The sequence below is a fragment of the Drancourtella massiliensis genome, assembly GCF_016900655.1.
Taxonomy (GTDB): domain Bacteria; phylum Bacillota; class Clostridia; order Lachnospirales; family Lachnospiraceae; genus Sellimonas; species Sellimonas catena.
Genome location: NZ_JACJKH010000012.1, coordinates 48,246 through 74,839, shown reverse-complemented (window position 1 = coordinate 74,839; position 26,594 = coordinate 48,246). Strand labels below are relative to the sequence as shown.

Genomic DNA, 26,594 nt, shown 5'->3' with positions numbered 1-26,594 from the left:
AATAAGGAGGCATATTGCATGAGTTTAGTACCTTATGTCATTGAGCAGACAAGCCGTGGAGAGCGTTCATACGACATCTACTCAAGACTTTTAAAAGACAGAATCATTTTTCTGGACGGTGAGGTAAATGATGCTTCAGCGAGTGTGATTGTTGCACAGCTCCTGTTCCTGGAAGCAGAGGATCCGGGAAAGGATATCAATTTATACATCAACAGTCCGGGCGGTTCTGTGACGGCAGGTCTGGCAATTTATGATACGATGCAGTACATCAAGTGTGATGTGTCTACGATCTGTATTGGAATGGCTGCAAGTATGGGATCTTTCCTTCTCTCCGGAGGGAAAAAAGGGAAGCGTCTTGCGCTTCCGAACGCTGAGATCATGATTCATCAGCCATCAGGTGGTGCACAGGGTCAGGCATCAGAGATACAGATTGCTGCAGAGCATATTCTGAAAACCCGCCGGAAATTGAATGAAATTCTGGCAGCGAATACCGGGCAGACACTGGAAACGATCAGCCGTGATACGGATCGTGACAATTTCATGTCTGCTGAGGAAGCAAAAGAATACGGTTTAATTGATGAGGTCATCACGAGCCGGTAAAGGGGAAACAAGGGGCTGTCCCATGTGCTTGGGGCATCCCCTTTCCGTGTTTCATAATACAATGCGGAAAGTATATAAATGAGGTGTGAGAATGGCTTTAAAAGAAGATGTGGTAAGATGTTCCTTCTGTAATAAGACACAGTCACAGGTGCGCAAGCTGATTGCGGGACCAAACGGTGCTTACATCTGTGATGAATGTATCGAGATCTGTGCCGAAATTATAGAGGAAGAATTCGAATATGAGAACGAAGACAACGGGCTTGGAGAGATTAATCTCTTGAAGCCGGAGGAAATAAAAAGCTTTCTGGATGACTATGTCATTGGTCAGGAGGAAGCAAAAAAGGTTCTTTCCGTTGCTGTATATAATCATTATAAACGGATTAAGGCGGAAAAAGATCTGGGAGTGGAACTGCAGAAAAGCAATATTCTTATGCTTGGACCGACCGGAAGCGGAAAGACGCTTCTTGCACAGACGCTTGCAAAAGTGCTGAATGTGCCGTTTGCGATTGCGGATGCCACGACGCTGACAGAAGCGGGATATGTCGGAGAAGATGTGGAAAACATTCTTTTGAAGATTATTCAGGCTGCTGACGGTGATATAGAAAGAGCAGAATACGGAATTATTTATATCGATGAGATTGACAAGATTACAAGAAAATCCGAAAATCCATCCATTACAAGAGATGTATCAGGAGAAGGGGTACAGCAGGCGCTTCTGAAAATCATTGAAGGTACGATTGCATCCGTGCCTCCGCAGGGCGGAAGAAAACATCCGCATCAGGAGCTGTATCAGATTGATACGTCCAATATCCTTTTCATTTGCGGCGGAGCGTTTGAGGGGATTGACAAGATCATCGAAAAGAGAATCGACCAGAAATCCATAGGATTTAATGCGGAAATTGCAACCAATCATGAAGACAATCTGGACAGACTGTTAAATCAGGTACTGCCGCAGGATCTTGTTAAATTCGGCCTTATTCCGGAATTCGTCGGACGTGTTCCGGTGATTGTCGCACTGGAATCTCTTGACAGAGAGGCACTGATTCAGATTTTGACAGAGCCAAAGAGCTCGATTGTGAAGCAGTATCAGAAACTGATGGAACTCGACGGAGTCAGCCTGCAGTTTGATAAAGATGCGCTTGAGGCGATTGCGGACCGTTCGATTGCAAGAAATACCGGAGCCAGAGGATTAAGAGCGATAATGGAAAACGTCATGATGGACATCATGTACAGGGCTCCATCGGATGAGACGCTGAAAACATGCATCATTACCAAAGATGCTGTTGAGGGAAAGAGCCTGCCAAAGACCGAGCATGAAGAACGTGAATCTGAAAGTGCATAATAGACAGAATGAGAGAGGTGCAGGTAATTATACCTGCACCTTTTGTAAAATACGGAGGAATTAATGACAGAACAGATCAATCATATACCAATGGTGCCGATCCGGGGCCTGACCGTCTTCCCGGGTATGGCAGTACATTTTGATGTTGTCAGGATCAAATCCATGGAAGGTGTTCAGCAGGCAATGCTTGCAGGACAGAAGGTGTTCCTGATCAGACAGAAAGAAGATAAAACTGAAGAGCCGCAGAAAGAGGAACTATGCCGTACCGGTGTGCTGGCGGAAGTCCGGCAGGTTGTGCGGGTGCCTCAAAAGGGTCTCAGAGTGATGGTTTACGGTGAAAAGAGGGCAGTGTTAAGAGAGATGCGTGAGGTGGAAGGATACTGGGAGGCAGATATTTCCATTTGTCAGGAAAAGCGTCCGGACCTTCCGGAAGGGGTATCTCTGGAGGGAATGAAAAAAATTCTGACAGATGCCCTGAAGATTTATGTAAAAAAGACACGGCGTGTTCCGGAAGGAGTGATCCGGGATATCCTGAAGCTTGATGATGTCTATGAAATGGCAGGAGAAGCGGCGGCAGGGATCGGACTGGATTCCGTTGTACTTCAGAAACTGCTGGATGAAGATGATCTTCTGGAACGCTACTATACGCTTGTAGCCAGGATCGAGGAAGATACACGGGCGGCAGATATTACCGCAGAAATTGAAAAGAAAGTCAGAGAGCGGATCGACAAAGGCCAGCGGGAATACATTCTGAGAGAACAGTTAAAATATATCCGTGAAGAGCTGGGAGAGGACGGAACATTGTCCGACGCGGAAGAATTCGAAAAAGCAGAAAAGAAAATGCAGGCTCCGGAGGAAGTACACGAGAAAGTGGCAAAAGAAATACGCCGGTTTAAAAATACAGTAAACAACCCGACCGAGGCAGGAGTCATCCGTACCTATCTTGAGACAATGCTGGAGATGCCCTGGGATAAAAGGGCGGAGGAATATACCGATATGAAACATGCCAAGGAGATTCTTGAGGCAGAGCATTATGGTCTGAAAGAAGTCAAAGAACGGGTGCTTGAATATCTGGCGGTCAGAGAACTGACAAAACGCAGCGGATCTTCTATTTTGTGTCTTGTGGGACCTCCGGGAACTGGAAAAACATCCATTGCGAAATCCCTTGCGGAGTCCATGAAAAAGCCTTATGTAAGAATCTCTCTCGGAGGTGTCAGAGATGAGGCGGAGATCCGGGGACACAGAAAGACCTATGTAGGAGCGATGCCGGGAAGAATCGCGGATGGGCTTCGGAAAGCGGGGGTCAAAAATCCCGTGATGCTTTTGGACGAGATTGACAAGGTGAGCACTGATTATAATAAAGGTGATACCTTTTCCGCACTTCTGGAGGTTCTGGATTCGGAACAGAATAAAAAATTCCGGGATCATTATCTGGAAGTACCGCTGGATCTCTCGGAAGTTGTCTTTGTGACAACCGCCAACACCCTTCAGACGATTCCAAGACCGCTTCTTGACAGAATGGAAGTGATTTCGGTCTCCAGCTATACGGAAAATGAAAAGATGCACATTGCGAAAGAGCATCTGATGAAGAAACAGCTGGAGCGTCACGGGCTGGAAGGTGGACTTCTCAGTATTTCGGATGGAGCATTGTGGAAAATCATCCGCAATTACACGAAAGAGGCCGGTGTCCGTACCTTGGAGCGAACCATTGGGGAGCTTTGCAGAAAGGCGGCCAAGGAGATTCTGGAGTCGGGAAAAAAGCGGGTACGTATCACGGAACGGAATCTGGGACAGTATCTTGGAAAAGAAAAATACCACTATCATATGGCAAACAGCCAGGATGAAGTGGGAATTGTGACAGGTCTTGCATGGACAAGCGTTGGAGGGGATACACTTCAGATTGAGGTCAATGTTCTTTCCGGAAAGGGAAATCTCCTGCTGACAGGACAGATGGGTGACGTCATGAAAGAGTCTGCGCAGGCCGGAATCAGTTATATCCGTTCCATCAGCGGCCGCTGTGGAATCGAAGAAGACTTTTTTGAAAAGCATGACATTCATGTACATATTCCGGAAGGGGCAGTGCCGAAGGATGGACCATCTGCGGGCATTACGATGGCCACGGCAATCCTTTCCGCAGTGACCGGGAAAAAAGTCCGGGCGGATGTGGCCATGACCGGAGAGATTACGCTCCGTGGAAGAGTGCTTCCGATCGGAGGACTAAAAGAAAAGCTGTTGGCAGCGAAAAACGCAGGCGTGCGTTGTGTGCTTGTACCGGCTGAAAATCAGGCGGATGTGGAAGAAATTTCCAGGGAAATCACAAAAGGACTGGAGATCCGGTTCGTTTCACGGATGGAAGAAGTACTAAATACGGCACTTGCAGAAAAAATAGAACAGGAGGGAGAACAATGGTAATTAAAGAGGTTGCTCTGGAGACAGTGTGTGGAATTACCAGTAAACTTCCGGTCAATGACAAGCCGGAGATTGCATTTGCAGGCAAATCCAATGTAGGGAAATCCTCCCTGATCAATGCTTTGATGAACCGGAAGTCTCTGGCCCGGATTTCGGCTACGCCCGGAAAAACACAGACGATTAATTTTTATAATATCAATGGGGAAATGTATCTGGTTGACCTTCCGGGATATGGATACGCCAAGGTTTCCGAGAAAGAAAAGGAGGCGTGGGGAAAGATGATTGAGCGCTATCTGCATCAGTCTGCCATGCTTAAGGCGGTGTTCCTTCTGATTGATATCCGGCACGAACCGTCAAAAAATGATAAAATGATGTATGACTGGATTTTACATCAGGGGTATGAACCGGTAATTATTGCTACGAAGCTTGATAAAATCAAGAAAAGTCAGCTGTCAAAACAGCTCAAGGTGATCAGAGAAGGGCTGAATCTGGTAAGCGGCACAAAGGTGATTCCGTTTTCCGCAAAAACAAAGCAGGGGAGAGAGGAAATCTGGGAGTTTGCCGAGACCAGAATGTTCGGGGCTGACAGTAAGGAGGAGTAGGATGCAGGAAGACGCAGATGGAATGAAAACAGATAAAAGGCCGTACTGGAAAGTTGCCGCAAGTCTTTTTTTCAGTCTTCTGGGGACGATCTTGTTTATTGTGATCGGTGTACGGGCAATCGGATTTTTCATGCCATTTGTTATCGGGTGGTTTATTGCGTATCTGGCGTATCCGCTTGTGGGGTGGCTGGAGAGCAGAGTGAAGATCAAGAAAAAACTGGGATCTGCCCTGATTATCATTCTGGTGATCGCTATTGTGGCAGGACTCGGATATCTGGGAATCGTAAAGCTGGCCCGGGAAATACAGATGGCGCTTAACAATGCTCCGGATCTTTATCAAGATCTGGAAGCGGGATTTCGGGAGATTGGAGAACGGTTTCAGGGAGTTTACAGGATGCTGCCCGAGAATATTCAAAACGGCTGGAACAGTCTGATTCAGAATATGGATGAAAGAGTAGGCGGTGTGATCGCAGGGATAGGAAACCCGGCGGTGGAAGCGACGGGAAATGTAGTCAAACGGATTCCGGGGATTCTTGTGTCTGTTATTGTAGCACTTGTATCGGCTTACTTTTTTACAGCCCAGAGGGAGGAAATCATACAGTGGAGTAAAAAAGTGGCACCCAAAGCGATTGAAGCAAGAATGTCAATGGTTATGTACAATCTGAAGTATGCGGTCGGAGGTTATTTTAAAGCGCAGTTTAAAATTATGGCGGTTGTAGGACTGATTCTATTGTGCGGCTTTCTGATTCTTGGTGTGGATTATGCTTTCTTACTTGCGATTTTAATCGCCTTTCTGGATTTCCTTCCGTTTTTCGGAACCGGAACCGCTCTGATCCCGTGGGCTGTATATAAGTTTTTTGTAATGGATATTAAAATAGCGATAGCACTTTTGATCATTTATGGAATTACACAGCTGGTGAGACAGATCATACAGCCAAAACTGGTCGGTGACAGCATCGGACTCAGTCCGCTTCTTACGTTGATTCTTTTATATGTCGGATACCGGGTAGGGAGTCTGCTTGGCATGATTCTGGCAGTTCCGATCGGAATGATTATTCTAAATCTGTACAAAGCAGGAGCCTTTGATTATATTCTGGATGATGTTAGAATTCTGATGCGGGGAATTGCATCACTGAAAGAACCTTAGTCCGGCAGAAATAGACGAAAGAGTAAGACAGGAGTTTTTCAGTACAACTTGAAAACCTCCTGTCTCTTTTTTCGGCATTTATCCGAATTTGGGCAGGATGCACAAGTTTCATTGCTGGGGAGAATTCGGAATGATATAATAGTACAAAATGGAAGTGATTCTTGAAGGAGGAAAGGCATATGGCATTCGATGCTCAAAATACAAAACAGATGATTGAAGACGGAAAGGCGGTGCTTGGAATCGAATTTGGATCGACACGGATCAAGGCGATTCTGATTAATGAAAAAAATGAACCGGTGGCATCCGGGAGCCACGACTGGGAAAACCGTTATGATCATGGGATCTGGACCTATACGCTGGAGGATATCTGGACAGGACTGCAGGACAGTTACCGGAGCATGACGCAGGACGTATCAGAAAAATACGGAACAAAGATCACAAATCTTGCTGCAATCGGATTCAGCGGTATGATGCATGGATATATGGCATTTGATAAAGAAGGGGAACTTCTCGTGCCGTTCCGCACCTGGAGAAACACAATCACAGCGGATGCATCGGAAAAGCTGACGGAGCTGTTCCGGTACCACATTCCTCAAAGATGGAGCATCGCCCACCTTTACCAGGCTGTTTTAAACGGGGAAGAACATGTAAAAGACGTAGCGTTTTTTACAACGCTTGCAGGATATGTTCACTGGAAACTGACCGGTAAAAAAGTACTTGGAGTCGGGGAAGCGTCTGGCATGTTCCCGATTGATGTCAAAGAAAAGCAGTTTCATAAAGGAATGATCGACACATTTGATGCCCTTGTTGCGGAGAAAGGATATCCGTGGAAATTAAGCGGAATTCTTCCGGATGTACTGCTGGCAGGCGAGGATGCAGGCGCTCTGACAGAAGAGGGGGCAAAGCTGCTGGATCCGTCGGGGAACCTGAAGGCAGGAGTACCGCTCTGCCCGCCGGAAGGAGATGCCGGCACGGGAATGGTGGCAACAAACAGTGTAGCGCCAAGGACAGGAAATGTATCGGCAGGAACCTCCGTTTTTGCCATGGTAGTACTGGAAAAAGAACTTTCCAAAGTATATCCGGAGATTGATCTTGTGACCACCCCGTCCGGAGATCCGGTGGGAATGGTACACTGCAACAACTGTACTTCTGACCTGAATGCATGGGTATCTGTATTTAAAGAGTTCGCAGAGACTTTTGGAATGGAAATTGGCATGGATGATCTCTATGGAACCCTGTATCGCAAAGCAATGGAAGGGAACAAAGACTGCGGAGGACTTCTCGCATACAATTATTTCTCAGGAGAACATATTACAAACTTTGAAGAAGGGCGCCCGCTATTTGTCCGGACACCTCAGAGCAGCTTTAATCTCGCAAACTTCATGAGAGTACATCTTTACACCTCTCTTGGAGCATTGAAAGTCGGAATGGACATCATGCTTAAAGAAGAGCATGTAGAACTTGACCGGATTCTGGGACATGGCGGACTTTTCAAGACAAAAGGAGTCGGTCAGAGTATTCTGGCCGGAGCAATTGACACACCGGTTTCCGTTATGGAAACCGCGGGAGAAGGCGGAGCCTGGGGAATTGCCCTGCTCGCATCCTATATGGTGCATCGTGAGGAAGATGAAAATCTGGCAGATTTCCTGGCAGAAAAAGTATTTGCAGGAGAAACAGGAATTGAGATGCAGGCGGATCCGGAAGATGTGGCAGGTTTTAATACCTTTATTGAACGGTACAAAGAAGGGTTCCCGATTGAACGAGCGGCAGTAGACCATCTGAAATAGACGTGCTATACTATCGGTAAAAAAGAAAGAAGGACAAAAAGAACGACATGCCGAAAGTACAGATGACAACACTGGGATATATCGAAAAAGAGGATGCCTATCTCATGCTTCACCGCGTAAAAAAGGAGCAGGACGTAAATGAAGGCAAATGGATCGGGATAGGAGGAAAATTCGAATACGGAGAAAGCCCGGAAGACTGTATGAAGAGGGAGACAGAAGAAGAGACCGGCCTGACCGTGACATCCATGAAATTCCGGGGAATTTTAACCTTTATCTGTGATAAACAGGATCCGGAATACATCTGTCTTTACACGATAGACGGATTTAGAGGGCAGATCCGGGATTGTGACGAAGGCGTACTGAAGTGGGTTCCAAAAGACGAGATTTCCCGCCTGAATCTCTGGGAAGGAGATAGGATTTTCTTTGACCTGATTCAAAAAGATGCACCGTTTTTCTCTCTGAAACTTCGTTATGAAGGGGATCAGCTCATGGAAGCAGTCCTGAATGGCGAAAAAGATCTTGTACATATTTTTGGGGACGTGTTCCGATGATCCGGAACACGTCCCCTTTGACAAATTTGTACTGAAAACAGGAGATTTCAATAGTACAAATCTTGGATTTTGTATAAATTGTGCGTGACATGTTTGGATAATACTCCAACTTGTATTGTACAGGTGAATGGGTTATAGTGGTAGTATAATGAAAGAGAGGCTTTGGAATGCAGAAGAAGTACGAAGAAGTGGTTGCGTGGATCAGAGGAGAGCTGCGTGAGGGCAGGCTGAAGCAGGGGGATAAGCTTCCGTCCGAGAATACGCTGCAGGTGAGGTTTGGTGTGAGTCGTCAGACGATCAGGAAGGCGCTTTCAGTGCTGGAGGAGGAACAGATTGTGCGGAGTGTCCGAGGAAGCGGGACATATATTGAGATTGGAAAGCAGAAAAGACAGCGTTCCATGAGGATTGCGGTGATGACGACCTATGTGGATGTCTATATTTTTCCGTTGATTGTAAAGGAGATTGAACGGGTAGTGTCGGATGAGGGATATTTTCTTCAGCTTGCCGTGTCTAATAATGCGATTGAGAAGGAGCGGATGATTCTGAAGGATTTTATTCGGGAGAGATCAATCGACGGGCTGATTGCGGAGACAACAAAGAGCGGGATTCCGAATCCGAATCTGAAGCTATACAAGGAGCTGGAGCGGATGGGTGTTCCGATTCTGTTTATTAACAGTTTTTATCCGGAGCTTGATATTGCGCATGTGAGCCTGAATGACAGAGCGGCCGGGCGGATGGTGACGCAGCATCTTCTTGACTGCGGGCATATCAATATAGCGGGGATTTTCAAGGCGGACGATGGTCAGGGGCACCAGAGGTATGCGGGATATGTGGATGCGCTGATGGATGCGGATATCAAGGTCAAAGGAAAGCAGGTTGTATGGATCGACTCGGATGAGATCGCGGAGATGCGGGACGACTGCAGTAGAATTCTGAAGCGGATCAAGGGCTGCACGGCCTGTGTCTGCTATAACGATGAGGTCGCAAACAAGCTGGTTGGTATCTGTATGGATCAGGGAATCCGGATACCGGATGATCTTTCCATTGTGGGAATTGACAATTCCGATCTTTCGAGATTCTGTGAGATCCCGTTTACGTCGGCCGATAATCCGGTGCAGGAGCTTGGAAAGATTGCGGCTGAGATGATGATTGATAAGATACAGGGAATCGGAGACATTGAGACGGTGGAACTTATGCCGGATCTGGTTATGCGAAATTCCGTGAAAGTGATTACACATATATAATAAATCAATAAAACAGGAGGAGAAAACAATGTTAAAGCAGAAAAACTACAAGTTCTGGTTCTGTACAGGATCGCAGGATCTTTACGGAGACGAGTGTCTGGCTCATGTGGCAGAGCATGCGCAGAAGATCGTGGAGGCGCTGAATGCATCCGGAGTTCTTCCGTATGAGATTGTCTGGAAACCGACGCTGATCACAAACGAGCTGATCAGAAAGACCTTTAATGAGGCAAACACAGATGAGGAATGTGCAGGTGTCATCACGTGGATGCATACGTTCTCACCGGCAAAATCCTGGATTCTCGGACTTCAGGAATACAGGAAGCCGCTTCTTCACCTGCACACTCAGTTCAATCAGGAAATTCCATATGATACCATTGATATGGATTTCATGAACGAAAACCAGTCTGCACATGGAGGCCGTGAGTTCGGCCATATCTTTACCAGGATGGGAATCGAGAGAAAAATTGTTGTGGGACACTGGTCTGACAGACAGGTACAGGAAAAAATTGCATCCTGGATGCGTACAGCTGTGGGTGTGATCGAAAGCAGCCATGTACGTGTCATGAGGGTGGCCGATAATATGAGAAATGTAGCCGTAACGGATGGAGACAAGGTAGAGGCACAGATTAAATTTGGATGGGAAGTAGATGCTTATCCGGTTAACGAAATCGCGGAAGCGGTCGAAGATGTAAAAGAAGGAGAAGTAAGTTCTCTGGTAGAGGAATATTATGATAAATATGATATTCTTCTGGAAGGAAGAGATCCGGAAGAATTCCGGAAACATGTTGCCGTACAGGCACAGATCGAAATTGGATTTGAACGGTTCCTGGAAGAGAAGAACTATCAGGCAATTGTGACTCATTTTGGTGATCTTGGAAGTTTAAAGCAGCTTCCGGGGCTTGCAATCCAGAGACTGATGGAAAAAGGTTACGGATTTGGCGCAGAAGGAGACTGGAAGACTGCAGCCATGCTTCGGATTATGAAAATCATGACGGAAGGAATGAAAGACGCAAAGGGAACTTCCTTTATGGAAGATTATACCTACAATCTGGTTCCTGGAAAAGAAGGCATTCTTCAGGCTCATATGCTGGAGGTCTGCCCGACTATTGCGGACGGTCCGATCAGTATCAAAGTGCAGCCGCTCAGCATGGGTGACAGAGAAGATCCGGCACGTCTTGTATTCACGGCAAAGGAAGGTCCGGCGATTGCAACTTCTCTCATTGATCTTGGAGACAGGTTCCGCCTGATTATCAACAATGTCAATTGTAAAAAAACGGAAAAACCGATGCCGAAACTTCCGGTTGCAACCGCTTTCTGGACACCGGAACCAAATCTTCAGACCGGCGCAGAGGCATGGATCCTCTGTGGAGGAGCGCACCACACGGCATTCTCCTATGACATTACCGCGGAACAGATGGGAGACTGGGCGGATGCAATGGGTATTGAGGCGGTTTATATCGATAAAGACACCAATATCCGGAATCTGAAAAATGAACTCAGATGGAATGCAGCAGCATATCGTAAATAAGGAAGAATAGAAAATACAGGCCGTATCTTTGTATTCTGCCTCAATAGCTGTGCCGGGTTCGTGGAACAGGCAAAAGGACTGGAAATGGATGCGATCTCGGCGGCGGTTATCGGAGGTACGCTTCTGAGCGGAGGTGTAGGAACACCGATCGGTACGCTGTTCGGAGTCCTGATTAAAGGTACGATTACAAGTCTGATTACTACTCAGGGGACCTTGTCGAGCTGGTGGGTAAGAATTGTTCTTTCCGCATTGTTATGCTTCTTTATTGTCCTCCAGTCCATACTTGGAAAAGTCAAAGAGAAGAAATAGCGGATCAGTCAGGAAGCATTACAAAGAAAATGAAACAGTCTTTGTAATGCTTCTTTTCATGCAGAGAAATTAGGTGTAAAATAAAAGGCAGAAATGTTTGAAAGAAAGGAAGCCGAAAGGCGTATGGTAGATGAATGAAAAAGGAAAATTTTGGACAGACAAGGGCAGGTGTGCAGGCATCGCTTTACACAATGGAAAATGAAAATGGAATGGAGCTGAAAGTAACCGACTATGGTGCAACCCTTGTAAACATTATGGTAGTGGACAAAAACAGTCGGAAAAGGGATGTAGTACTCGGATACGACGATGTGTCCGGATATGAGACAGGAGCAAGTTTCTTTGGCGCAACTGTCGGCAGAAACGCAAACAGAATTGCGGGGGCTTCTTTTGAACTTGGTGGAAAGACATTCCGCCTGGACGCAAATGAAAATGGAAACAACCTGCACAGCGGACTGAACTTTTATAACAAGAGACTGTGGGAAGTAAAGCAGTCGGATGCGCAGAGTATTACTTTTGCCCTGTTCAGTCCGGACGGGGATCAGGGCTATCCGGGAGATGTCAGAATTGAAGTTACTTATACTTTGACAGAGAACAATGAAGTGAAAATTTCCTACAGGGCAATTCCGGGTGAAGACACAATTCTGAACCTGACCAACCACAGTTATTTTAATTTAAACGGAGAAGGGGAAAATACGATTCTGAACCATGTCGTATGTCTTGACGCAGATGCGTTTACAGAGACAGACGATAAACTGATTCCGACCGGAAAGCTGATCGATGTGACAGGAACACCGATGGATTTCCGTCAGGCAAAAGCGATCGGGCAGGATATCGGGGCAGACTATGAGCCGTTGAAGCTTGCAGGCGGATATGATCATAATTGGGCTCTTGGCAATCAGGGAAATTGTGAGAAAGCAGCAGAGGTGTATTCACCGGAAACCGGTATTTCGATGGAAGTCCTGACGGACCTTCCGGGAATCCAGATGTATACGGGAAACGGTATTGAAAATGAAACAGGAAAAGGCGGAAAGCATTACGGAAAACATGCGGCAGTCTGCTTTGAGACACAGTACTTCCCGGATGCGGTACATCACGAAAACTTTGAGGCACCGGTGTGCAAGGCAGGGGAGACTTATCAGACAACAACAGTATATAAATTCAGGATTCATGAATAAAATGCTCTTTTCTTGCATTTTGAAAAATTTGTGCTATAATAATGGACAGCTGGCGTAGTAAGGCAGAAAAGAATGACAACAGGTGACAGTTTTCATTAGGAGGATTTATTATGGCAAGAAAACGCACATTGGCAAAGGTAACTGCAAAGACAGAAGCTGCAGCGGCGGAAACTGCAAAAGCGGCAGCAGAGAAAACAGAGGCTGTGAAAGAAGCGGCTGTGGAAAAGACAGAAGCTGTAAAAGAAGCAGTAGCTGAAAAAACAGAAGAAGTAAAAGAGGCTGTGAAAGAAGCAGCAGAAAAGACAGTAAAGACTGCAAAGAAGACAGCTGCAAAAAAAACTGCAAAGAAAGAAATCAAAGTAAGGACATTTGTTCAGTACTTCGGAAAAGAAGTAGAGGAAAAAGATATGATCGCTGCAGTCAAAAAAGACTGGACAAAGGCAAATGGAAAAAAAGTGGGCGATATCAAAGATATCACACTTTATGTAAAGCCGGAGGAAGCTGCAGTTTACTATGTGGTAAACGGGACAGATTCCGGAAAAGTTGCATACTAATGTACGGAAAAAGGCAGAGAAGATACCATATGGTCAGAGGACGGTATGGTATCTTTTTTTGTGTGCCGGGGCGCCTGAATCAACAGATAATTTAAAAAGGAAATAATGTAAAGAAAGAAAAAACAGATGGAAACAGAAAAATATATTGACAAAAATAAGAAGGGATGGTAATATTAGGACAAGAAAAAGAAATAGAAATCAGAAAGGATTTCAGAAAGGAAGGTACGGACCACCGAAAACACATTTATAACTCATATAATCTGAGAAAGGGAAGGTTAACGAATGACTGAAGAACCAACAAAGTGAGGATGGGCGTTGATGATCAGATAAGCATCGGCGTCCATCTTTCGTGTTGCGGGAATATCAGTTTTGTATTAAAATACAAGTAGGAGGGAAACGAAAAGAGTATCAAATAATATACAAAGGAGAGACAAAGATGGAAAGAGTATTTGAAGCAGCAGATCAGATAAGCCGGCTGCTCTTTGAAGATGGATTGAAGAACATGGATTTCTCGTGGATCTTTTCGGAAGGAGGAACAGTGGCAGCTGTTGTGGCTGGTGTGATCGCGCTGCTGATGGTTTTCTTTGGAGCGAAGTGTAAATATGTTCTGTTTGCTCTGCAGGGGCTTCTGCTTGGTGTGACTGCTGGACTGGCGGCGTCCTGGTATTTGAATCTGGACGGTTGGATCATGATCGGCGTATGCGCAGCAGCGGGAGTGCTTCTTGCAGCATTCGAGGCGGTATTCCGCAAATTCGGGGCATTCGTATTTTCGTTTGTGGCCATTTTTGTAAGTGCCCTGGCACTTGCGGGCGGCAGAGGCTACATTGCACTTGGCATCGCGGCAGCGGCAGCACTGTTATTTGCGATTCTGGCAGCCGTTTTCGGTGATCCGATGATTATACCGGTCATGGGAATCGGCGGAGGTGTTCTCGGCGGTATTGTAGCATCCCGCTACCTGCCGTTTGACAGTACAATTGCATTCTACGGAGTGAGCATTGCTCTGGCAGTTCTTGGAATCTGCATCCAGTATGCTCTGAAGTCAAGTAAGATTGCAAAGATCGAGCGCAGTAAAGCAAAAGAAATTCGGGAAAAGAAATCGGTAGAATCCGAAATTGAAATGGCGAGAAACATTCTGGATTCTGATGAGAACGAATAAACGAAAATGAATAAGGGAGAAAATCTGACTGTGGGAATCAGAAAATGCGGACAGTATTACTGCCTTTCTGAAAAAAGGGTATAATAAGCCTGTAAGCAAAAGGGGGCTTGTGTATGAAGCTGGATATGCATTGTCATGTAAAAGAAGGATCGATTGACAGCAAAGTAGGCATTGAAGAATATATCGAAAAGCTGATCGATAATGGATATGATGGAATGGTTGTTACCGACCACGATACTTACAATGGATACCGATACTGGAAAAATGAGTTGAAAGGGAAAAAGTACCAGGATTTTATGGTATTTAAGGGGATCGAATACGACACGAGAGATGCGGGGCATTTTCTTGTCATTATGCCGGAGGGGCGGAAAATGCGTCTTCTGGAGATGCGCGGGCTGCCGCTTACCATGTTGATTGATCTGGTACACAAAAATGGAGGTGTGCTTGGACCGGCCCATCCGTGTGGTGAAAAATATCTGAGTTTTACAAATACAAAGCGGTTTTATAAATCCCCGGAGCTGATTAAGCGGTTTGATTTTATTGAGGTATTTAATGCGTGCGAGTCTGAGGAGTCAAATGAAGGCGCGGCCAGACTCGCAAAGAAATATAATAAACCGGGAACCGGAGGCAGCGATGCCCATAAGATCGAATGTGTAAGTACCGCGTATACAGAATTTGCGGGAACAGCCACATGTGAAACCGAACTGATCAATTTGATCCGTCAGAATCAGATTGTAAAAGCCGGCGGAAGATTTTATAACAAAACGGTGAAAGATAAGATGGGGAAGGCAAATAAGCTTCTCGCATACAGTTTCTGGTTCTACAACAAAGGTGGAGAGCTTTTGAAACGCAGGAGCAGACAGAAAAAGATGAAGGTAGAAAGTCCGGTAGATCCGATTGATCCGATCGAGATTCCTTACCTGCGGGAGGCAAAAAAAGAAAAAATGCAGAAATTAAGAGACTAGCTGGAAAGGAGAAGGAATGGAGTACAAAGGATTGGTAAGACGGCAGAAAGAGTTTTTTAAGACAGGGAAAACGAAGAAAACGGGATTCAGGGTATTTTATCTTGGCAGACTTCTGAAATGGATGGATGAGAATGAGTCACGGATTCTGGATGCCCTCAATAAGGATCTCGGAAAATCCGGCACGGAAGGATATATGACTGAGATCGGAATGGTAAAAGAGGAAATCAGGTTTGCCATGAAACATCTGACACTTTGGGCGAAGCCAAGAAGAGTCAGGACGCCGGTATCTCAGTTCCCGTCTGCCTCTTTTATTTACAGAGAGCCTTATGGTGTCGTACTTATTATGGCTCCGTGGAATTATCCTTTTCAGCTTACGGTGGCACCTCTGATTGGCGCGGTCAGTGCAGGAAACTGTGCAGTCCTTAAGCCGTCTTCCTACTCGGTGCATACATCTGCGATGATTCAGGAGATGATTCGGGAAGTGTTTCCATCCTGGTATGTCACAGTTGTGACAGGCGGCCGGGAGGAGAACGAGGCGCTCCTCAATGAAAAGTTTGACTATATTTTCTTTACGGGAAGTCCGAAAGTAGGAAAATCCGTGATGGAGAAGGCAGCCAGACATCTAACTCCTGTCAGCCTGGAGCTTGGGGGAAAGAGCCCTTGCATTGTTGATGAGACAGCGGATTTAAGAACCGCGGCAAAACGGATTGTCTGGGGGAAGTTTTTGAATGCCGGACAGACCTGTGTGGCACCGGATTATGTACTGGTGCAGCACAGTGTAAAGAAAAGGCTGATTCATTATATTATCAGACAGATTCAGAAGATGTACGGCCAGAAACCGCTGGAAAATGAGGAGTATCCGGCGATTATCAACCAGAGGCACTTCAAACGTATCAGTGGACTGATCAATGAAAATAAAGTCATTTACGGCGGCAAGACCGACAGTACCACGCTTCGGATTGAGCCGACAGTGATGGATGGCATCACCTGGGATGACGCTGTGATGAAAGAAGAGATATTCGGGCCGGTTCTGCCGATCATGTCCTACTATGATCTGCGGGAAGCGGCAGCTGCCATTGAAGCGCAGTCAAGCCCGCTGGCGCTGTATCTGTTTACGAGGGACAAAAAAAGGGAGTCCTACATTCTTGAAAAGCTATCCTACGGAGGAGGTTGTATCAATGATACGGTAGTCCATCTGGCAACACCATATCTGCCGTTTGGAGGAGTAGGGCAGTCCGGAATGGGGAAATATCATGGGAAGGCAAGTTTTGATACCTTTACGCATGAGAAAAGTATCCTCAAAAAATCGGTTCTTGTAGACATTCCTTTCCGGTACCCGCCGTTTCGGGATCATCTTAATTTGATAAAAAAGTTTATGTAAAAAGACCCTTTCCGGGCGGCCTGTAATCAGCCGGAGACCGGAAAGGGTCTTTGTTTTCTCTCTTATTTAAAACAGCAGTCCGATATGGTAGAAAATCACTGCGAAAATCCATGCAATGACAAGCTGGAAGCAGGCGAACGCGACAGTGATACTTGTCTTTCCCACTTCTCTGTGGATCGTTCCGATCGTTGCCATACATGGAACATAGAGAAGACAGAAAACCATCATTGCGTAGGCGTTGGCTGCGCCAAATCCCATGGAAGCAAGGACAGATACCATGCTGTCCATACCTGCGGAAGTCGTAATATTGGCGATGCCAAAAAGAACGCTGCAGCTGGAAACAACGACTTCTTTTGCAGCAATACCGGAGATCAGAGCAACGGCGATCTGCCAGTACCCAAGTCCCGCCGGAGCAAGTAAAGGGACAAGGGCCTTTCCGATGATTGCCCCGAAACTCTCGGAAATATCGGATACAAAGCCATGCGGTCCAAGGTTCATGACACCCCACATTATAATGGAGGCGATGAAGATGACGGTACCTGCTTTGGAGAGATAGTCCTTTACCTTTTCCCATACATAGATGGCAATCGTGTGAGCATTTGGAGTCTTGTACTCCGGAAGTTCAATGAGCAGTGCGTGTTCCGCTTTACTACCGTCAAATTTTGAAATGACGAAAGTCGCCGTGATGGCCACCACAATACCAAGCAGATACATGGAGTAGCATACGAGCATGCTGTATTTTCCAAAAAACATGGAAGAGAACAGGACATAAATTGGAAGCCTTGCACTGCAGGACATAAACGGTGTAACAAGAATGGTCTTCAGCCGGTCTTTCCGGTGTTCCAGAGCACGGGATGCCATGACAGCGGGAACCGAACATCCGAATCCAAGAAGGAGCGGGATGAAAGCACGGCCGGAGAGTCCGAGACGGCTCATCAGATCATCCATGACGTATGCGACACGTGACATATACCCACTGTCTTCCAGAAAGGCAAGTGCCAGAAACAGGATGAAAATATTCGGCAGGAAAGTCAGGATGCCGCCTACACCGGAGATAATTCCATCCACGACAAGAGACTGAATCAGTGGATTCGTATGGACTGCGGAAAGTCCGCCGGTCACCAGATCCGAGAACCAGACAAGAGCCAGCTCAAAATATCCTTTCAGCCAGTCACCGACTGTAAACGTTACAAAAAATACAAAAGCCATAATCAGAAGAAAAATCGGAAGGCCAAGATAGCGGCTTGTCAGATAACGATCAATTTTTTCTGTCATTTCTGCTTTTGCGCTTTTGTTGACGAGAACCTCCTGAATAATTTCTTCTATAAAATCATATTTCTGATTGATGATATCTTTTTCCAGACTTTCAGAAGCTACATCATCCAGCATGACAGGATGATTTTTCATGACGACCGGGTCATGCTCCAAAAGCTTGATGGCATGCCATCTTTTATTTGAAAGATCAGGATCCTGTGCGGAGAGCCGTTCGATAAGTATATCGATTTTATCTTCGATTTCATCGCTGTATACCATGGCATATTCCGCATGATGGTTGTGGCGGTGGGAAGAACTTGCCTCTTTTTCCTGGTGGTGGTGGATCAGCGGATCCTGGCCGGTCAGCCCTTCGTGGTGTTTGACCGCATGCATCAGGATGGAAAGACCGGTCCGTTTTCTCGCGGAAACCGGTATCGCAGGGATACCAAGCATTTCCGGAAGACGGTGAAGGTCGATTTCCATGCCCCGTTCTTCTACGATGTCCATCATATTCAGTGCAAGAACGACAGGTTTTCCAAGCTCGATCAGCTGGAGAGTCAGATAAAGGTTGCGCTCCAGAGACGAGGCGTCCACAACGTCAACGATGACATCGACGTCATCACTCATAATACATTCTCTTGATACGGTTTCTTCCATTGTATAAGAAGTCAGACTGTAGATTCCAGGAAGGTCGATCAATTTGAAACGATCCCCTTCGTACTCGGTCATTCCCTCTTTTTTTTCGACTGTTACGCCCGGCCAGTTTGCCACTTTCAGATTAGCCCCTGTATAGGCGTTAAACAGAGTTGTTTTTCCACAGTTTGGATTACCTATGAATCCCACATTGATGATATCACCCATTATTCTGCCTCCTCCACTTCAATATGGTCAGCAATCCGCTTACCGAGGGCAAATCTTGTCCCACGGAACCGAACAGTCATAGCTCCCTTTTTATCATTATTCAAAATGGTAATCAAAGCCCCCTCGGTAAGACCGAGAGATTCGAGCCTGCGTTCCAGCGAAAGCTCCAGCTGAATGGATCTGACAATATAGGTGTGCTGGTTTTTCCCCATTTTTAATGTCATATTCATTCTCCTTTAATCGACAAATTATACACGCATTCTATATTATATAATAAATTTCGCAAGGCGTAAATAAAAAAGACCGGATGTGTTTCTTTCAAAAGGAAATTTCCTGCATTTAACTGTCGGTGATCAGCAAGGTAAAACCCAAAAACAGATCGCACTCTGATTTTTTCTTGCACATCTGTAGATATCTATGATAGAATATGAGGAAAGGCAGAAGCCAGAAAAAGAGGAGGCGCAAAAGACATGGGAATGACAATGACGCAGAAGATCCTTGCAGCGCATGCAGGATTGGACAGGGTGGCGGCAGGACAGCTGATTGAGGCGAAGCTTGACGTTGTAATGGCAAATGATATTACCGGTCCGATGGCTGTGCCGGTATTCAGGCAGATGGCGGACAAGGTATTTGATAAGGACAAAGTTGTACTGGTACCGGATCATTTTACTCCAAATAAAGACATCAAATCAGCGGAAAATTCCAAATCAATCCGGGAATTTGCAAAAGAGCAGGGACTGACGCACTATTATGAGATTGGACAGATGGGGATTGAGCACGCGCTCCTCCCGGAAAAAGGAATCACGGTAGCAGGGGAGTGTATCATCGGAGCGGATTCCCACACCTGTACATACGGCGCGCTGGGAGCATTTTCCACCGGTGTTGGAACAACGGATATCGCGACAGGAATGGCGACCGGAGTGCTCTGGTTCAAGGTGCCATCCGCAATTCAGTTCGTACTGAAGGGAAAACCTGGAAAATATGTTAGTGGAAAAGACATTATTCTCCATATCATCGGAAAGATCGGTGTGGATGGAGCATTGTATAAATCCATGGAGTTCGTAGGAGAAGGACTTTCCGAACTTTCCATGGATGACCGTTTCACCATGGCAAATATGGCCATCGAAGCAGGGGCGAAGAACGGAATCTTCCTTGTGGATGAGAAGGCAGAAGCGTATATGAAAGAGCATTCGGACAAAGAATATAAGATCTACACTCCGGATGAGGATGCAGTGTACGATGAAGTGATCGAGATTGATCTTTCCGAAGTAAGACCGACGGTTGCATTTCCGCATCTTCCGGGCAATGCGCACACAATTGATGAGATCGAGACTATGGAGCCGATCAAGATCGACCAGGTTGTAATCGGATCCTGTACGAACGGAAGAATGGAAGACATGAGAAGAGCGGCGGCGATCCTCAAAGGTCATAAAGTACATCCGGGTGTGCGTGTGATTGTAATTCCGGGTACGCAGGCGATCTATAAGGAATGTCTGAAAGAAGGCATAGCGGAGATTTTCGTGGATGCAGGATGCGCATTTTCCACGCCGAGCTGCGGACCGTGCATGGGAGGACACATGGGCGTTCTGGCAGCAGGTGAAAAGTGTGTTTCCACAACAAACAGAAATTTTGTGGGACGTATGGGACATGTGGACTCTTTGATTTACCTTGCTTCTCCGGAGACGGCTGCGGCAAGTGCCATCAAAGGTTATATCGCAAATCCAGAGAAAGCAGGTGAATAGAACATGGAAGCAAAAGGACATGTATTTAAATACGGAGACAATGTGGATACGGATGTTATCATTCCTGCAAGATATCTGAATTCGTTTGACCCGCAGGAACTGGCATCCCACGCGATGGTAGATATTGATCCGGAGTTTGCAGGCAAGGTTCAGCCGGGAGATATCATTGTTGCAAGAAAGAATTTCGGATGTGGTTCTTCAAGAGAACATGCTCCGCTCTGTCTGAAAACAGCGGGAGTCAGCTGCATTATTGCAGAAACATTCGCACGGATTTTTTTCCGGAATTCCATTAATATCGGACTTCCGATTATTGAGTGCAAAGAAGCGGCCGAGGAGATTGAAGCGGGGGATGAAGTGGAGATCGACTTTGACAGTGGGAAAATTTTTGACCGGACAAAAGGGACTGAATATCAGGGACAGCCGTTCCCGGAATTCATGCAGAAAATCATTTCAGCCGGAGGCCTTGTAAATTACACAAATCAGAAGCTGAATGGATAAATCCGGTTTAACATATGGAAAATGGATGGTGAAAAGGGCGGCAGCACTTTTGGAAGGCATGCCGCCCTTTTCCCGTCAGACTCTGTAACGAACAAAATCTAAAGTAGAGAGGGAAACGAATGACAGAAAGAACAGAAAAGGGGAGTGCGCTGGCACTTCTTCCAATTGGGGTATTTCTGATACTATTTCTTGGGTCCGGTTTTATCAGCGGTGATTTTTATGCAATGCCTGCTGTGCTTGCATTTCTGCTGGCGCTGTTTGTAGCTTTTGTGCAGGACCGGAAACATGATTTTAACGAAAAAATTCATATTATCGCAAAGGGAGTGGGGGAGGACAACATTATCACCATGAGTCTGATTTTCCTTTGCGCAGGCGGATTTTCCGGTGCGGTAACAGCTGCCGGAGGGGCGGACAGCGCGGTAAATTTTGGACTGTCCATCCTGCCGTCCCAGGTGGCGGTTGCAGGACTGTTCGTGATCGGATGCTTTATTTCGGTTTCCATGGGAACATCCATGGGAACGATTGCGGCTCTTGCTCCGATCGCAGCGGGTATCAGCGAAAAGACCGGATATGATGCAGCCATCTGTATCGGTGCGGTCGTATGCGGAGCCATGTTTGGAGATAACCTTTCCATGATTTCCGACACAACGATCGCGGCTGTCAAGACACAGGGATGTGAGATGAAAGATAAATTCCGTGAGAATTTTCTGATTGTACTGCCGGCGGCAGTAGTCACGATCGGGATATTCTTCGTTTTGACATCCGGGCAGGATTTTCAGATGGAGGAGGAACTGATATACAGTATCTGGAAGATTATTCCGTATCTGGTAGTTCTGGTAGGCGCCTTGATCGGCGTGAATGTGTTTCTTGTGCTGATGACGGGAACTGTACTATCTCTTGCTGTGGGAGTATTATCCGGAGAGATTGCGGTCTCCGAGATGTTCCAGGTTGTAGCGCAGGGACCGGATGGAAGCGGCGGAATCATGGGGATGTATGACATAACGGTGATTTCCATTGTCGTGGCCTGCATTGTTTCCCTTGTACGGGAGATGGGAGGAATTACCTTTCTGCTGCAGATGATTAAAAGCAGAATCAAGAAAAAACGTGGCGCAGAGCTTGGTATTGCAGGTCTTGCCTTTCTGGTGGACCTGTGCACGGCAAACAATACGGTTGCTATTGTCATGACCGGCCCGATCGCAAAGGATATCAGTGATGAGTACGGCATTGAGCCAAGACGTTCCGCCTCACTTCTTGATATTTTTACTTCCGTTGGACAGGGGATCATCCCATACGGCGCCCAGCTTTTGTCAGCAGCAAGTCTTACGAAGCTGACTCCGTTTGAGATTATGCCGTATCTGTACTATCCGGTTCTGATGGCACTGAGCGCAGTGCTCTTTATCCTGTTCCGGAAAAGGAAAATCGATTGAATGTTCCAATAGTTTATGGTATAATTTCTGAAAATTGCAGATCAGAAAAGGACAAGGAGGAAACGCCATGGAGTTGTTTTATAGAAGTACGAGAAACGAAAATGTCATGCTGACTGCTTCGGAGGCAATCTTAAAAGGACTCTCCGATGAAGGAGGGCTCTTTGTGCCGGAATATATTCCGAAGCTTCCTGTTCCGCTTGCGGATCTTGCCGGGATGGACTATCAGGAAACTGCCTATGTCGTGATGAAGCAGTTTCTTACCGACTTTACGGAAGAGGAACTTAGAGGATGTATCCGTGCAGCCTACGATGACAAGTTTGATAACGAAGAGATTGCACCGATTGCGAAGGTGGACGGAGTCTATTATCTGGAACTGTTCCACGGTCCGACGATCGCGTTCAAAGATATGGCTCTTTCCATTTTGCCGCACCTGATGACAACAGCTGCCAGAAAGCATCACGTCACTGACGAAATCGTGATTCTGACTGCCACGTCCGGAGATACAGGAAAGGCAGCCCTTGCCGGATTTGCAGATGTGGAGGGAACGAGAATCATCGTCTTTTATCCAAAGGGAGGAGTCAGTGATGTGCAGCGGCTCCAGATGGTGACACAGAAAGGAAACAATACGGCGGTCGTTGCCATTCACGGAAATTTTGATGAAGCACAAAGCGGTGTGAAAAAGATGTTTGAAGATGAGAAACTCAAAGAAGAGCTTCAGAAAGCAGGCTTCCGGTTCTCGTCTGCAAATTCCATCAATATCGGACGGCTTGTCCCGCAGATTGTCTACTATGTCCATGCTTACGGGTGTCTCCTGAAACATGAAGAGATTCAGGAAGGAGAGGCGGTCAATGTCGTTGTACCGACGGGAAATTTCGGAAATATTCTTGCCGCCTACTTTGCAAAGCAGATGGGAGTTCCGATTGCAAAGCTGATCTGCGCCTCCAATGAAAATAAAGTGCTCTTTGACTTTTTCGAGACCGGAACCTATGATAAAAACCGGGAATTTATCCTGACAGAATCTCCATCTATGGATATTTTGATTTCCAGTAATCTGGAACGGCTGATTTACCTGATTTCCGGAAGAAATGAGGCGAAAAACCGTGAGTTGATGAAGGAATTAAACGAAAACGGACGTTACGGAATTACCGGAAAGATGAAAGCAGAGCTGTCCGATTTTGCTGCCGGGTATGCATCGGCGGACGAGATGAAGAAAGCCATCCGCGACACCTACGAGAATACAGGATATGTGATGGATACTCATACAGCGGTTGCTGCCGCGGTGTACGAAGCGTATCGCAGAGACAGCAACGATCCGGCAAAGACGATCATCGCATCAACGGCAAGTCCATACAAGTTTGCGGAAAGCGTTCTTAACGCCATACGGCCAGGCGAATATGAAGGTCAGGAAGGCATTGCCCTTGCCGATGAACTGAGCCGGCTTTCCGGGACAGAGATCCCGAAGGCGGTAGAGGAGATCAGAAATGCCGAAATCCGCCATACGAGAGAGTGCGATGCACAGGAGATGGAAGCGGCAGTGAAAGAAATTTTAGGACTGAGGTGACAGGGATGGATTCGATCTGGGGACTGATTGCCCTGGCCTGCGGACTGTATTGTATGGCCGGGTATTGGAAAATGATAAAAAAAGGAGAGATTTTTCAAAGTGTTCTGCTTCCGAAGGAAGTGAACCTGAAAAAATGTAAAGACACCAAGGCATACATAAAAGAGGCGGCACCGAAAGTGATGATTTTGGGGATCGTAGTGACCCTCTGGGGGATCTGTGATCTGGCCTGCACCAGTCTTGGTGTCGACAATATGGCCATTTTCTGGGGCACCTTTGTAATTGTGATGGTTGTGCTTGTGTGGTTTGGAATTACAACAGGAAAACTACGGAAAAAATATTTTTCATAAACGAATCATGTGAAAGACTTTGCGAAAACATTCCGCAGAGTCTTTTTTTGTTAAATCTGTATGGGAGATAGTGTGATGGACCACGGATATGATATAATGGAAAAAAAGCTAAGGGGACAGGGTATGGAGAAAACATATGGAATGATGGCGGCCGCTTCTGTGATCGAGGAGGTGCAGAAGGCTGTCATCGGAAAACAGGATTGTATCAAAAAGGTAATGGCCGCAATTCTGGCGGGCGGACATGTCCTGATCGAGGACATTCCGGGAGTCGGGAAGACGACGATGGCGGTCGCATTTTCAAAAAGTATGGGCCTGGACCGGCACAGGGTGCAGTTTACTCCGGATGTGCTGCCGGCGGATATTGTCGGCTTTTCTCTTTATGACAGGCAGACCCAGCAGTTTGTCTATCAGCCGGGAGCGGTGATGTGTAACCTGCTTCTGGCGGATGAGATCAACCGGACGTCACCGAAAACACAGTCAGCGCTTCTGGAAGTTATGGAGGAGGGGCAGGTGACGGTGGATCAGAAGACATACCCGGTGCCGGATCCGTTTATTGTGATCGCGACGGAAAATCCGTTTGGTTCTGCGGGGACACAGATGCTGCCGGAGTCACAGCTGGACCGGTTCATGATCTGTATTTCCATGGGCTATCCGGATATCCAGGCAGAGATTGAGATCGTAAAGGGCAGTCAGAAAGGGAATCCGGCAGATGCGGTCAAGGCGGTAGTCGGAACGGAGATGCTTCTTGAGATGCGCGCGGAAGTGGAACAGGTCTATGTGCATGATGCGGTTTATGAGTATATCGGACGGCTTGTGGAGGCAACCAGAAACCATCAGATGGTCAGGCTTGGAATCAGTCCGAGGGGTACGATTGCGCTTGCAAAAGTGGCGAAGGCGTATGCCTATCTGGAAGGACGGACTTTCTGTATTCCACAGGATGTGGCGAAGGTGTTCCCGGATGTGGCGGTTCACAGGCTGTTTTTAAGTGCCAGGGCCAGGGCGGCCAGGATGGAATCTTCCCAGGTGATCGAGGAGATTCTTGCCATGATCACGCAGCCAAAGGCCGGAAAAGGGAGAAGAGAATGAAAAAATGGTTGTATCTGGCTGCCGTTCTCGCAACAGTTTATCTGAATCTCGTTTACGAGTGGCCGGACGGTAGATATATACTTGCGGTAGAACTTGTATTTCCGGTTATTTTGTGCCTTCAGGCCAGAATGATGGGAGCGAAGATCCGGATCTGCCCGCAGGGGGATTTTCAGATGGCGGAAGAAGGAGAAACGCTGAATATTCCTTTTGTAGTGGAAAACTGCGGAGTGTTTCGGATCCCGTTTCTCAAAGTACAGATTGAACATAAAAAGCAGACGGTGCGGAACCTGAAAAAAGGGGAGAAGCATACCTTTCTGTTTCCATATGAGGCCAGCGCTTGTGGAAAGCATGAAGTCAAAGTGAAAAAAGCGGTGACGACCGATGCTTCCGGTATGTTCAGGATCCGGATCCGGAAGTTGCAGTCTGTCCCTGCGGAGATTCACATTGTGCCGAAGGCGTATCCGGTGCTTGCCGAGATCAGCGAAGCGGTCCGCCTGTTTGTGACAGAAGGCGAAGAGTACGCAAAAGACCGGGGCGGGGACGATACGTCCGAGGTGTTTGACGTCCATGAATATCAGCCGGGAGACAGAATTGCCCAGATTCACTGGAAGCTGAGCGCGAGAACAGATGAGATGTACATGAAGGAATTCAGTTTTCCTCTAGGAGCGGCTGTCATTCTTCTTCTGGATCCGGGTGAGTCGAAAATGACAGAAGAGGCGGGCAATGTGTTTTTGAATCTGGCGGCTTCAGCCGGACGGGCGATGGTAGAGGAATCCTGCCGGTTCTATGCGGTCTGGAAAGAAAGCAGGACACAGGTTTTTAAAAGGTTTCTGGTGAAGAACGAGGAGACTTTTTACGACTGGCTTTTAGCGCTTTCTTCCACGCAGGTTTCCGAACTTGACAGACTTGACGAAGATCTGTACCGGCACGAATTTTTTGAACCGTACTTGAAAGCGGTGCGTATTGGCGGAGATCTGTCTATTCAGTGCGGAGAGGAGATGCCGGTTTTCTTTCACGAGAAAACATTTGTAGAAGAATTAAACAGGACGGTATTGGAAATATAGGTGG

Annotated in this window: 23 protein-coding genes and 1 pseudogene; 22 read left to right on the top strand and 2 right to left on the bottom strand. The window is 46.7% G+C overall.

Annotation, left to right across the window (positions count from 1 at the left end):
• Window positions 1–18 precede the first annotated feature (18 nt).
• The 15 genes and pseudogenes from clpP to H6A32_RS08185 all read left to right on the top strand — a co-directional run bounded on the left by clpP (window position 19) and on the right by H6A32_RS08185 (window position 16,750).
• A complete protein-coding gene (gene clpP / locus H6A32_RS08255) occupies window positions 19–600 on the top strand; it encodes an ATP-dependent Clp endopeptidase proteolytic subunit ClpP (protein WP_087167476.1) in 582 nt (193 codons plus the stop codon).
• A gap of 91 nt (window positions 601–691) precedes the next feature.
• Entirely contained in the window at window positions 692–1,942 is a 1,251-nt protein-coding gene (gene clpX / locus H6A32_RS08250) for an ATP-dependent Clp protease ATP-binding subunit ClpX (protein WP_087167475.1), read from the top strand.
• Between the two features lie 63 nt (window positions 1,943–2,005).
• The gene (gene lon, locus H6A32_RS08245) at window positions 2,006–4,354 is read left to right on the top strand and encodes an endopeptidase La (protein ID WP_191433612.1); all 2,349 of its coding nucleotides are present in this window, start codon (window positions 2,006–2,008) and stop codon (window positions 4,352–4,354) included.
• Window positions 4,348–4,953 (top strand): ribosome biogenesis GTP-binding protein YihA/YsxC, encoded by a 606-nt coding sequence (yihA, locus tag H6A32_RS08240; protein ID WP_087167473.1) that lies wholly within the window; start codon window positions 4,348–4,350, stop codon window positions 4,951–4,953. The genes lon and yihA overlap by 7 nt, the downstream gene beginning before the upstream one ends.
• 1 nt (window position 4,954) lies before the next feature.
• Window positions 4,955–6,100, top strand: a complete 1,146-nt coding sequence (gene ytvI, locus H6A32_RS08235; protein WP_242959064.1) for a sporulation integral membrane protein YtvI — start codon at window positions 4,955–4,957, stop codon at window positions 6,098–6,100.
• 179 nt (window positions 6,101–6,279) lie between these two features.
• Entirely contained in the window at window positions 6,280–7,887 is a 1,608-nt protein-coding gene (locus H6A32_RS08230; protein ID WP_204864098.1) for a xylulokinase, read from the top strand.
• A 47-nt stretch (window positions 7,888–7,934) separates the two neighbouring features.
• Window positions 7,935–8,438, top strand: coding sequence for an NUDIX hydrolase (locus H6A32_RS08225; protein WP_087167471.1), 504 nt, complete (start codon window positions 7,935–7,937; stop codon window positions 8,436–8,438).
• Between the two features lie 167 nt (window positions 8,439–8,605).
• Window positions 8,606–9,682 (top strand): GntR family transcriptional regulator, encoded by a 1,077-nt coding sequence (locus H6A32_RS08220; RefSeq protein ID WP_204864097.1) that lies wholly within the window; start codon window positions 8,606–8,608, stop codon window positions 9,680–9,682.
• Window positions 9,683–9,710: 28 nt separating this feature from the next.
• Complete coding sequence (gene araA, locus H6A32_RS08215; protein ID WP_087254532.1) at window positions 9,711–11,210, top strand: L-arabinose isomerase; 1,500 nt, start codon at window positions 9,711–9,713, stop codon at window positions 11,208–11,210.
• A 27-nt stretch (window positions 11,211–11,237) separates the two neighbouring features.
• Window positions 11,238–11,519 (top strand): annotated as a pseudogene (locus tag H6A32_RS08210) (ABC transporter permease subunit); the annotation flags it as partial.
• A 134-nt stretch (window positions 11,520–11,653) separates the two neighbouring features.
• Window positions 11,654–12,694: an aldose epimerase family protein gene (locus H6A32_RS08205; RefSeq protein WP_204864096.1), complete on the top strand. Its 1,041-nt coding sequence runs from the start codon at window positions 11,654–11,656 to the stop codon at window positions 12,692–12,694.
• Window positions 12,695–12,804: 110 nt separating this feature from the next.
• Window positions 12,805–13,248: a DUF6465 family protein gene (locus H6A32_RS08200; RefSeq protein ID WP_087167463.1), complete on the top strand. Its 444-nt coding sequence runs from the start codon at window positions 12,805–12,807 to the stop codon at window positions 13,246–13,248.
• A 436-nt stretch (window positions 13,249–13,684) separates the two neighbouring features.
• Window positions 13,685–14,404 (top strand): hypothetical protein, encoded by a 720-nt coding sequence (locus H6A32_RS08195; protein ID WP_087167462.1) that lies wholly within the window; start codon window positions 13,685–13,687, stop codon window positions 14,402–14,404.
• A 113-nt stretch (window positions 14,405–14,517) separates the two neighbouring features.
• Window positions 14,518–15,369, top strand: a complete 852-nt coding sequence (locus H6A32_RS08190) for a PHP domain-containing protein (protein WP_087254525.1) — start codon at window positions 14,518–14,520, stop codon at window positions 15,367–15,369.
• A 16-nt stretch (window positions 15,370–15,385) separates the two neighbouring features.
• Window positions 15,386–16,750, top strand: a complete 1,365-nt coding sequence (locus tag H6A32_RS08185) for an aldehyde dehydrogenase (RefSeq protein WP_204864095.1) — start codon at window positions 15,386–15,388, stop codon at window positions 16,748–16,750.
• Between the two features lie 66 nt (window positions 16,751–16,816).
• Here the strand turns inward: H6A32_RS08185 and feoB are convergent, their stop codons facing one another.
• Together feoB and H6A32_RS08175 are read right to left on the bottom strand one after the other, a co-directional pair.
• Window positions 16,817–18,865, bottom strand: a complete 2,049-nt coding sequence (gene feoB, locus H6A32_RS08180; protein ID WP_087167459.1) for a ferrous iron transport protein B — start codon at window positions 18,863–18,865, stop codon at window positions 16,817–16,819.
• Window positions 18,865–19,089 (bottom strand): FeoA family protein, encoded by a 225-nt coding sequence (locus H6A32_RS08175; RefSeq protein WP_087254519.1) that lies wholly within the window; start codon window positions 19,087–19,089, stop codon window positions 18,865–18,867. Before H6A32_RS08175 ends, feoB begins: the two co-directional genes overlap by 1 nt.
• Window positions 19,090–19,335: 246 nt before the next feature.
• Between H6A32_RS08175 and leuC the strand changes: the two genes are divergently transcribed.
• The 7 genes from leuC (at window position 19,336) to H6A32_RS08140 (ending at window position 26,590) form a co-directional block, all read left to right on the top strand.
• Entirely contained in the window at window positions 19,336–20,607 is a 1,272-nt protein-coding gene (leuC, locus tag H6A32_RS08170) for a 3-isopropylmalate dehydratase large subunit (RefSeq protein ID WP_138372738.1), read from the top strand.
• A gap of 3 nt (window positions 20,608–20,610) precedes the next feature.
• Window positions 20,611–21,105, top strand: a complete 495-nt coding sequence (gene leuD, locus H6A32_RS08165; protein WP_087167456.1) for a 3-isopropylmalate dehydratase small subunit — start codon at window positions 20,611–20,613, stop codon at window positions 21,103–21,105.
• A gap of 119 nt (window positions 21,106–21,224) precedes the next feature.
• Complete coding sequence (locus H6A32_RS08160; RefSeq protein WP_087167455.1) at window positions 21,225–22,532, top strand: Na+/H+ antiporter NhaC family protein; 1,308 nt, start codon at window positions 21,225–21,227, stop codon at window positions 22,530–22,532.
• Window positions 22,533–22,599: 67 nt separating this feature from the next.
• On the top strand, window positions 22,600–24,093 hold the full coding sequence (thrC, locus tag H6A32_RS08155; RefSeq protein WP_087254512.1) for a threonine synthase: 1,494 nt from the start codon (window positions 22,600–22,602) through the stop codon (window positions 24,091–24,093).
• Window positions 24,094–24,098: 5 nt separating this feature from the next.
• Window positions 24,099–24,440 (top strand): hypothetical protein, encoded by a 342-nt coding sequence (locus H6A32_RS08150; RefSeq protein WP_138372741.1) that lies wholly within the window; start codon window positions 24,099–24,101, stop codon window positions 24,438–24,440.
• Window positions 24,441–24,563: 123 nt separating this feature from the next.
• Window positions 24,564–25,526 (top strand): AAA family ATPase, encoded by a 963-nt coding sequence (locus tag H6A32_RS08145; RefSeq protein WP_242960092.1) that lies wholly within the window; start codon window positions 24,564–24,566, stop codon window positions 25,524–25,526.
• Window positions 25,523–26,590: a DUF58 domain-containing protein gene (locus tag H6A32_RS08140; RefSeq protein WP_204864094.1), complete on the top strand. Its 1,068-nt coding sequence runs from the start codon at window positions 25,523–25,525 to the stop codon at window positions 26,588–26,590. Before H6A32_RS08145 ends, H6A32_RS08140 begins: the two co-directional genes overlap by 4 nt.
• The last annotated feature ends 4 nt before the right edge of the window (window positions 26,591–26,594 follow it).

What these genes read in the sequence shown, in the direction of transcription:
- clpP (WP_087167476.1), top strand. Translation starts at nt 19, where the DNA reads ATGAGTTTAGTACCTTATGTCATTGAGCAGACAAGCCGTGGAGAGCGT.
- clpX (WP_087167475.1), top strand. Translation starts at nt 692, where the DNA reads ATGGCTTTAAAAGAAGATGTGGTAAGATGTTCCTTCTGTAATAAGACA.
- lon (WP_191433612.1), top strand. Translation starts at nt 2,006, where the DNA reads ATGACAGAACAGATCAATCATATACCAATGGTGCCGATCCGGGGCCTG.
- yihA (WP_087167473.1), top strand. Translation starts at nt 4,348, where the DNA reads ATGGTAATTAAAGAGGTTGCTCTGGAGACAGTGTGTGGAATTACCAGT.
- ytvI (WP_242959064.1), top strand. Translation starts at nt 4,955, where the DNA reads ATGCAGGAAGACGCAGATGGAATGAAAACAGATAAAAGGCCGTACTGG.
- H6A32_RS08230 (WP_204864098.1), top strand. Translation starts at nt 6,280, where the DNA reads ATGGCATTCGATGCTCAAAATACAAAACAGATGATTGAAGACGGAAAG.
- H6A32_RS08225 (WP_087167471.1), top strand. Translation starts at nt 7,935, where the DNA reads ATGCCGAAAGTACAGATGACAACACTGGGATATATCGAAAAAGAGGAT.
- H6A32_RS08220 (WP_204864097.1), top strand. Translation starts at nt 8,606, where the DNA reads ATGCAGAAGAAGTACGAAGAAGTGGTTGCGTGGATCAGAGGAGAGCTG.
- araA (WP_087254532.1), top strand. Translation starts at nt 9,711, where the DNA reads ATGTTAAAGCAGAAAAACTACAAGTTCTGGTTCTGTACAGGATCGCAG.
- H6A32_RS08205 (WP_204864096.1), top strand. Translation starts at nt 11,654, where the DNA reads ATGAAAAAGGAAAATTTTGGACAGACAAGGGCAGGTGTGCAGGCATCG.
- H6A32_RS08200 (WP_087167463.1), top strand. Translation starts at nt 12,805, where the DNA reads ATGGCAAGAAAACGCACATTGGCAAAGGTAACTGCAAAGACAGAAGCT.
- H6A32_RS08195 (WP_087167462.1), top strand. Translation starts at nt 13,685, where the DNA reads ATGGAAAGAGTATTTGAAGCAGCAGATCAGATAAGCCGGCTGCTCTTT.
- H6A32_RS08190 (WP_087254525.1), top strand. Translation starts at nt 14,518, where the DNA reads ATGAAGCTGGATATGCATTGTCATGTAAAAGAAGGATCGATTGACAGC.
- H6A32_RS08185 (WP_204864095.1), top strand. Translation starts at nt 15,386, where the DNA reads ATGGAGTACAAAGGATTGGTAAGACGGCAGAAAGAGTTTTTTAAGACA.
- feoB (WP_087167459.1), bottom strand. Translation starts at nt 18,865, where the DNA reads ATGGGTGATATCATCAATGTGGGATTCATAGGTAATCCAAACTGTGGA.
- H6A32_RS08175 (WP_087254519.1), bottom strand. Translation starts at nt 19,089, where the DNA reads ATGACATTAAAAATGGGGAAAAACCAGCACACCTATATTGTCAGATCC.
- leuC (WP_138372738.1), top strand. Translation starts at nt 19,336, where the DNA reads ATGGGAATGACAATGACGCAGAAGATCCTTGCAGCGCATGCAGGATTG.
- leuD (WP_087167456.1), top strand. Translation starts at nt 20,611, where the DNA reads ATGGAAGCAAAAGGACATGTATTTAAATACGGAGACAATGTGGATACG.
- H6A32_RS08160 (WP_087167455.1), top strand. Translation starts at nt 21,225, where the DNA reads ATGACAGAAAGAACAGAAAAGGGGAGTGCGCTGGCACTTCTTCCAATT.
- thrC (WP_087254512.1), top strand. Translation starts at nt 22,600, where the DNA reads ATGGAGTTGTTTTATAGAAGTACGAGAAACGAAAATGTCATGCTGACT.
- H6A32_RS08150 (WP_138372741.1), top strand. Translation starts at nt 24,099, where the DNA reads ATGGATTCGATCTGGGGACTGATTGCCCTGGCCTGCGGACTGTATTGT.
- H6A32_RS08145 (WP_242960092.1), top strand. Translation starts at nt 24,564, where the DNA reads ATGGAGAAAACATATGGAATGATGGCGGCCGCTTCTGTGATCGAGGAG.
- H6A32_RS08140 (WP_204864094.1), top strand. Translation starts at nt 25,523, where the DNA reads ATGAAAAAATGGTTGTATCTGGCTGCCGTTCTCGCAACAGTTTATCTG.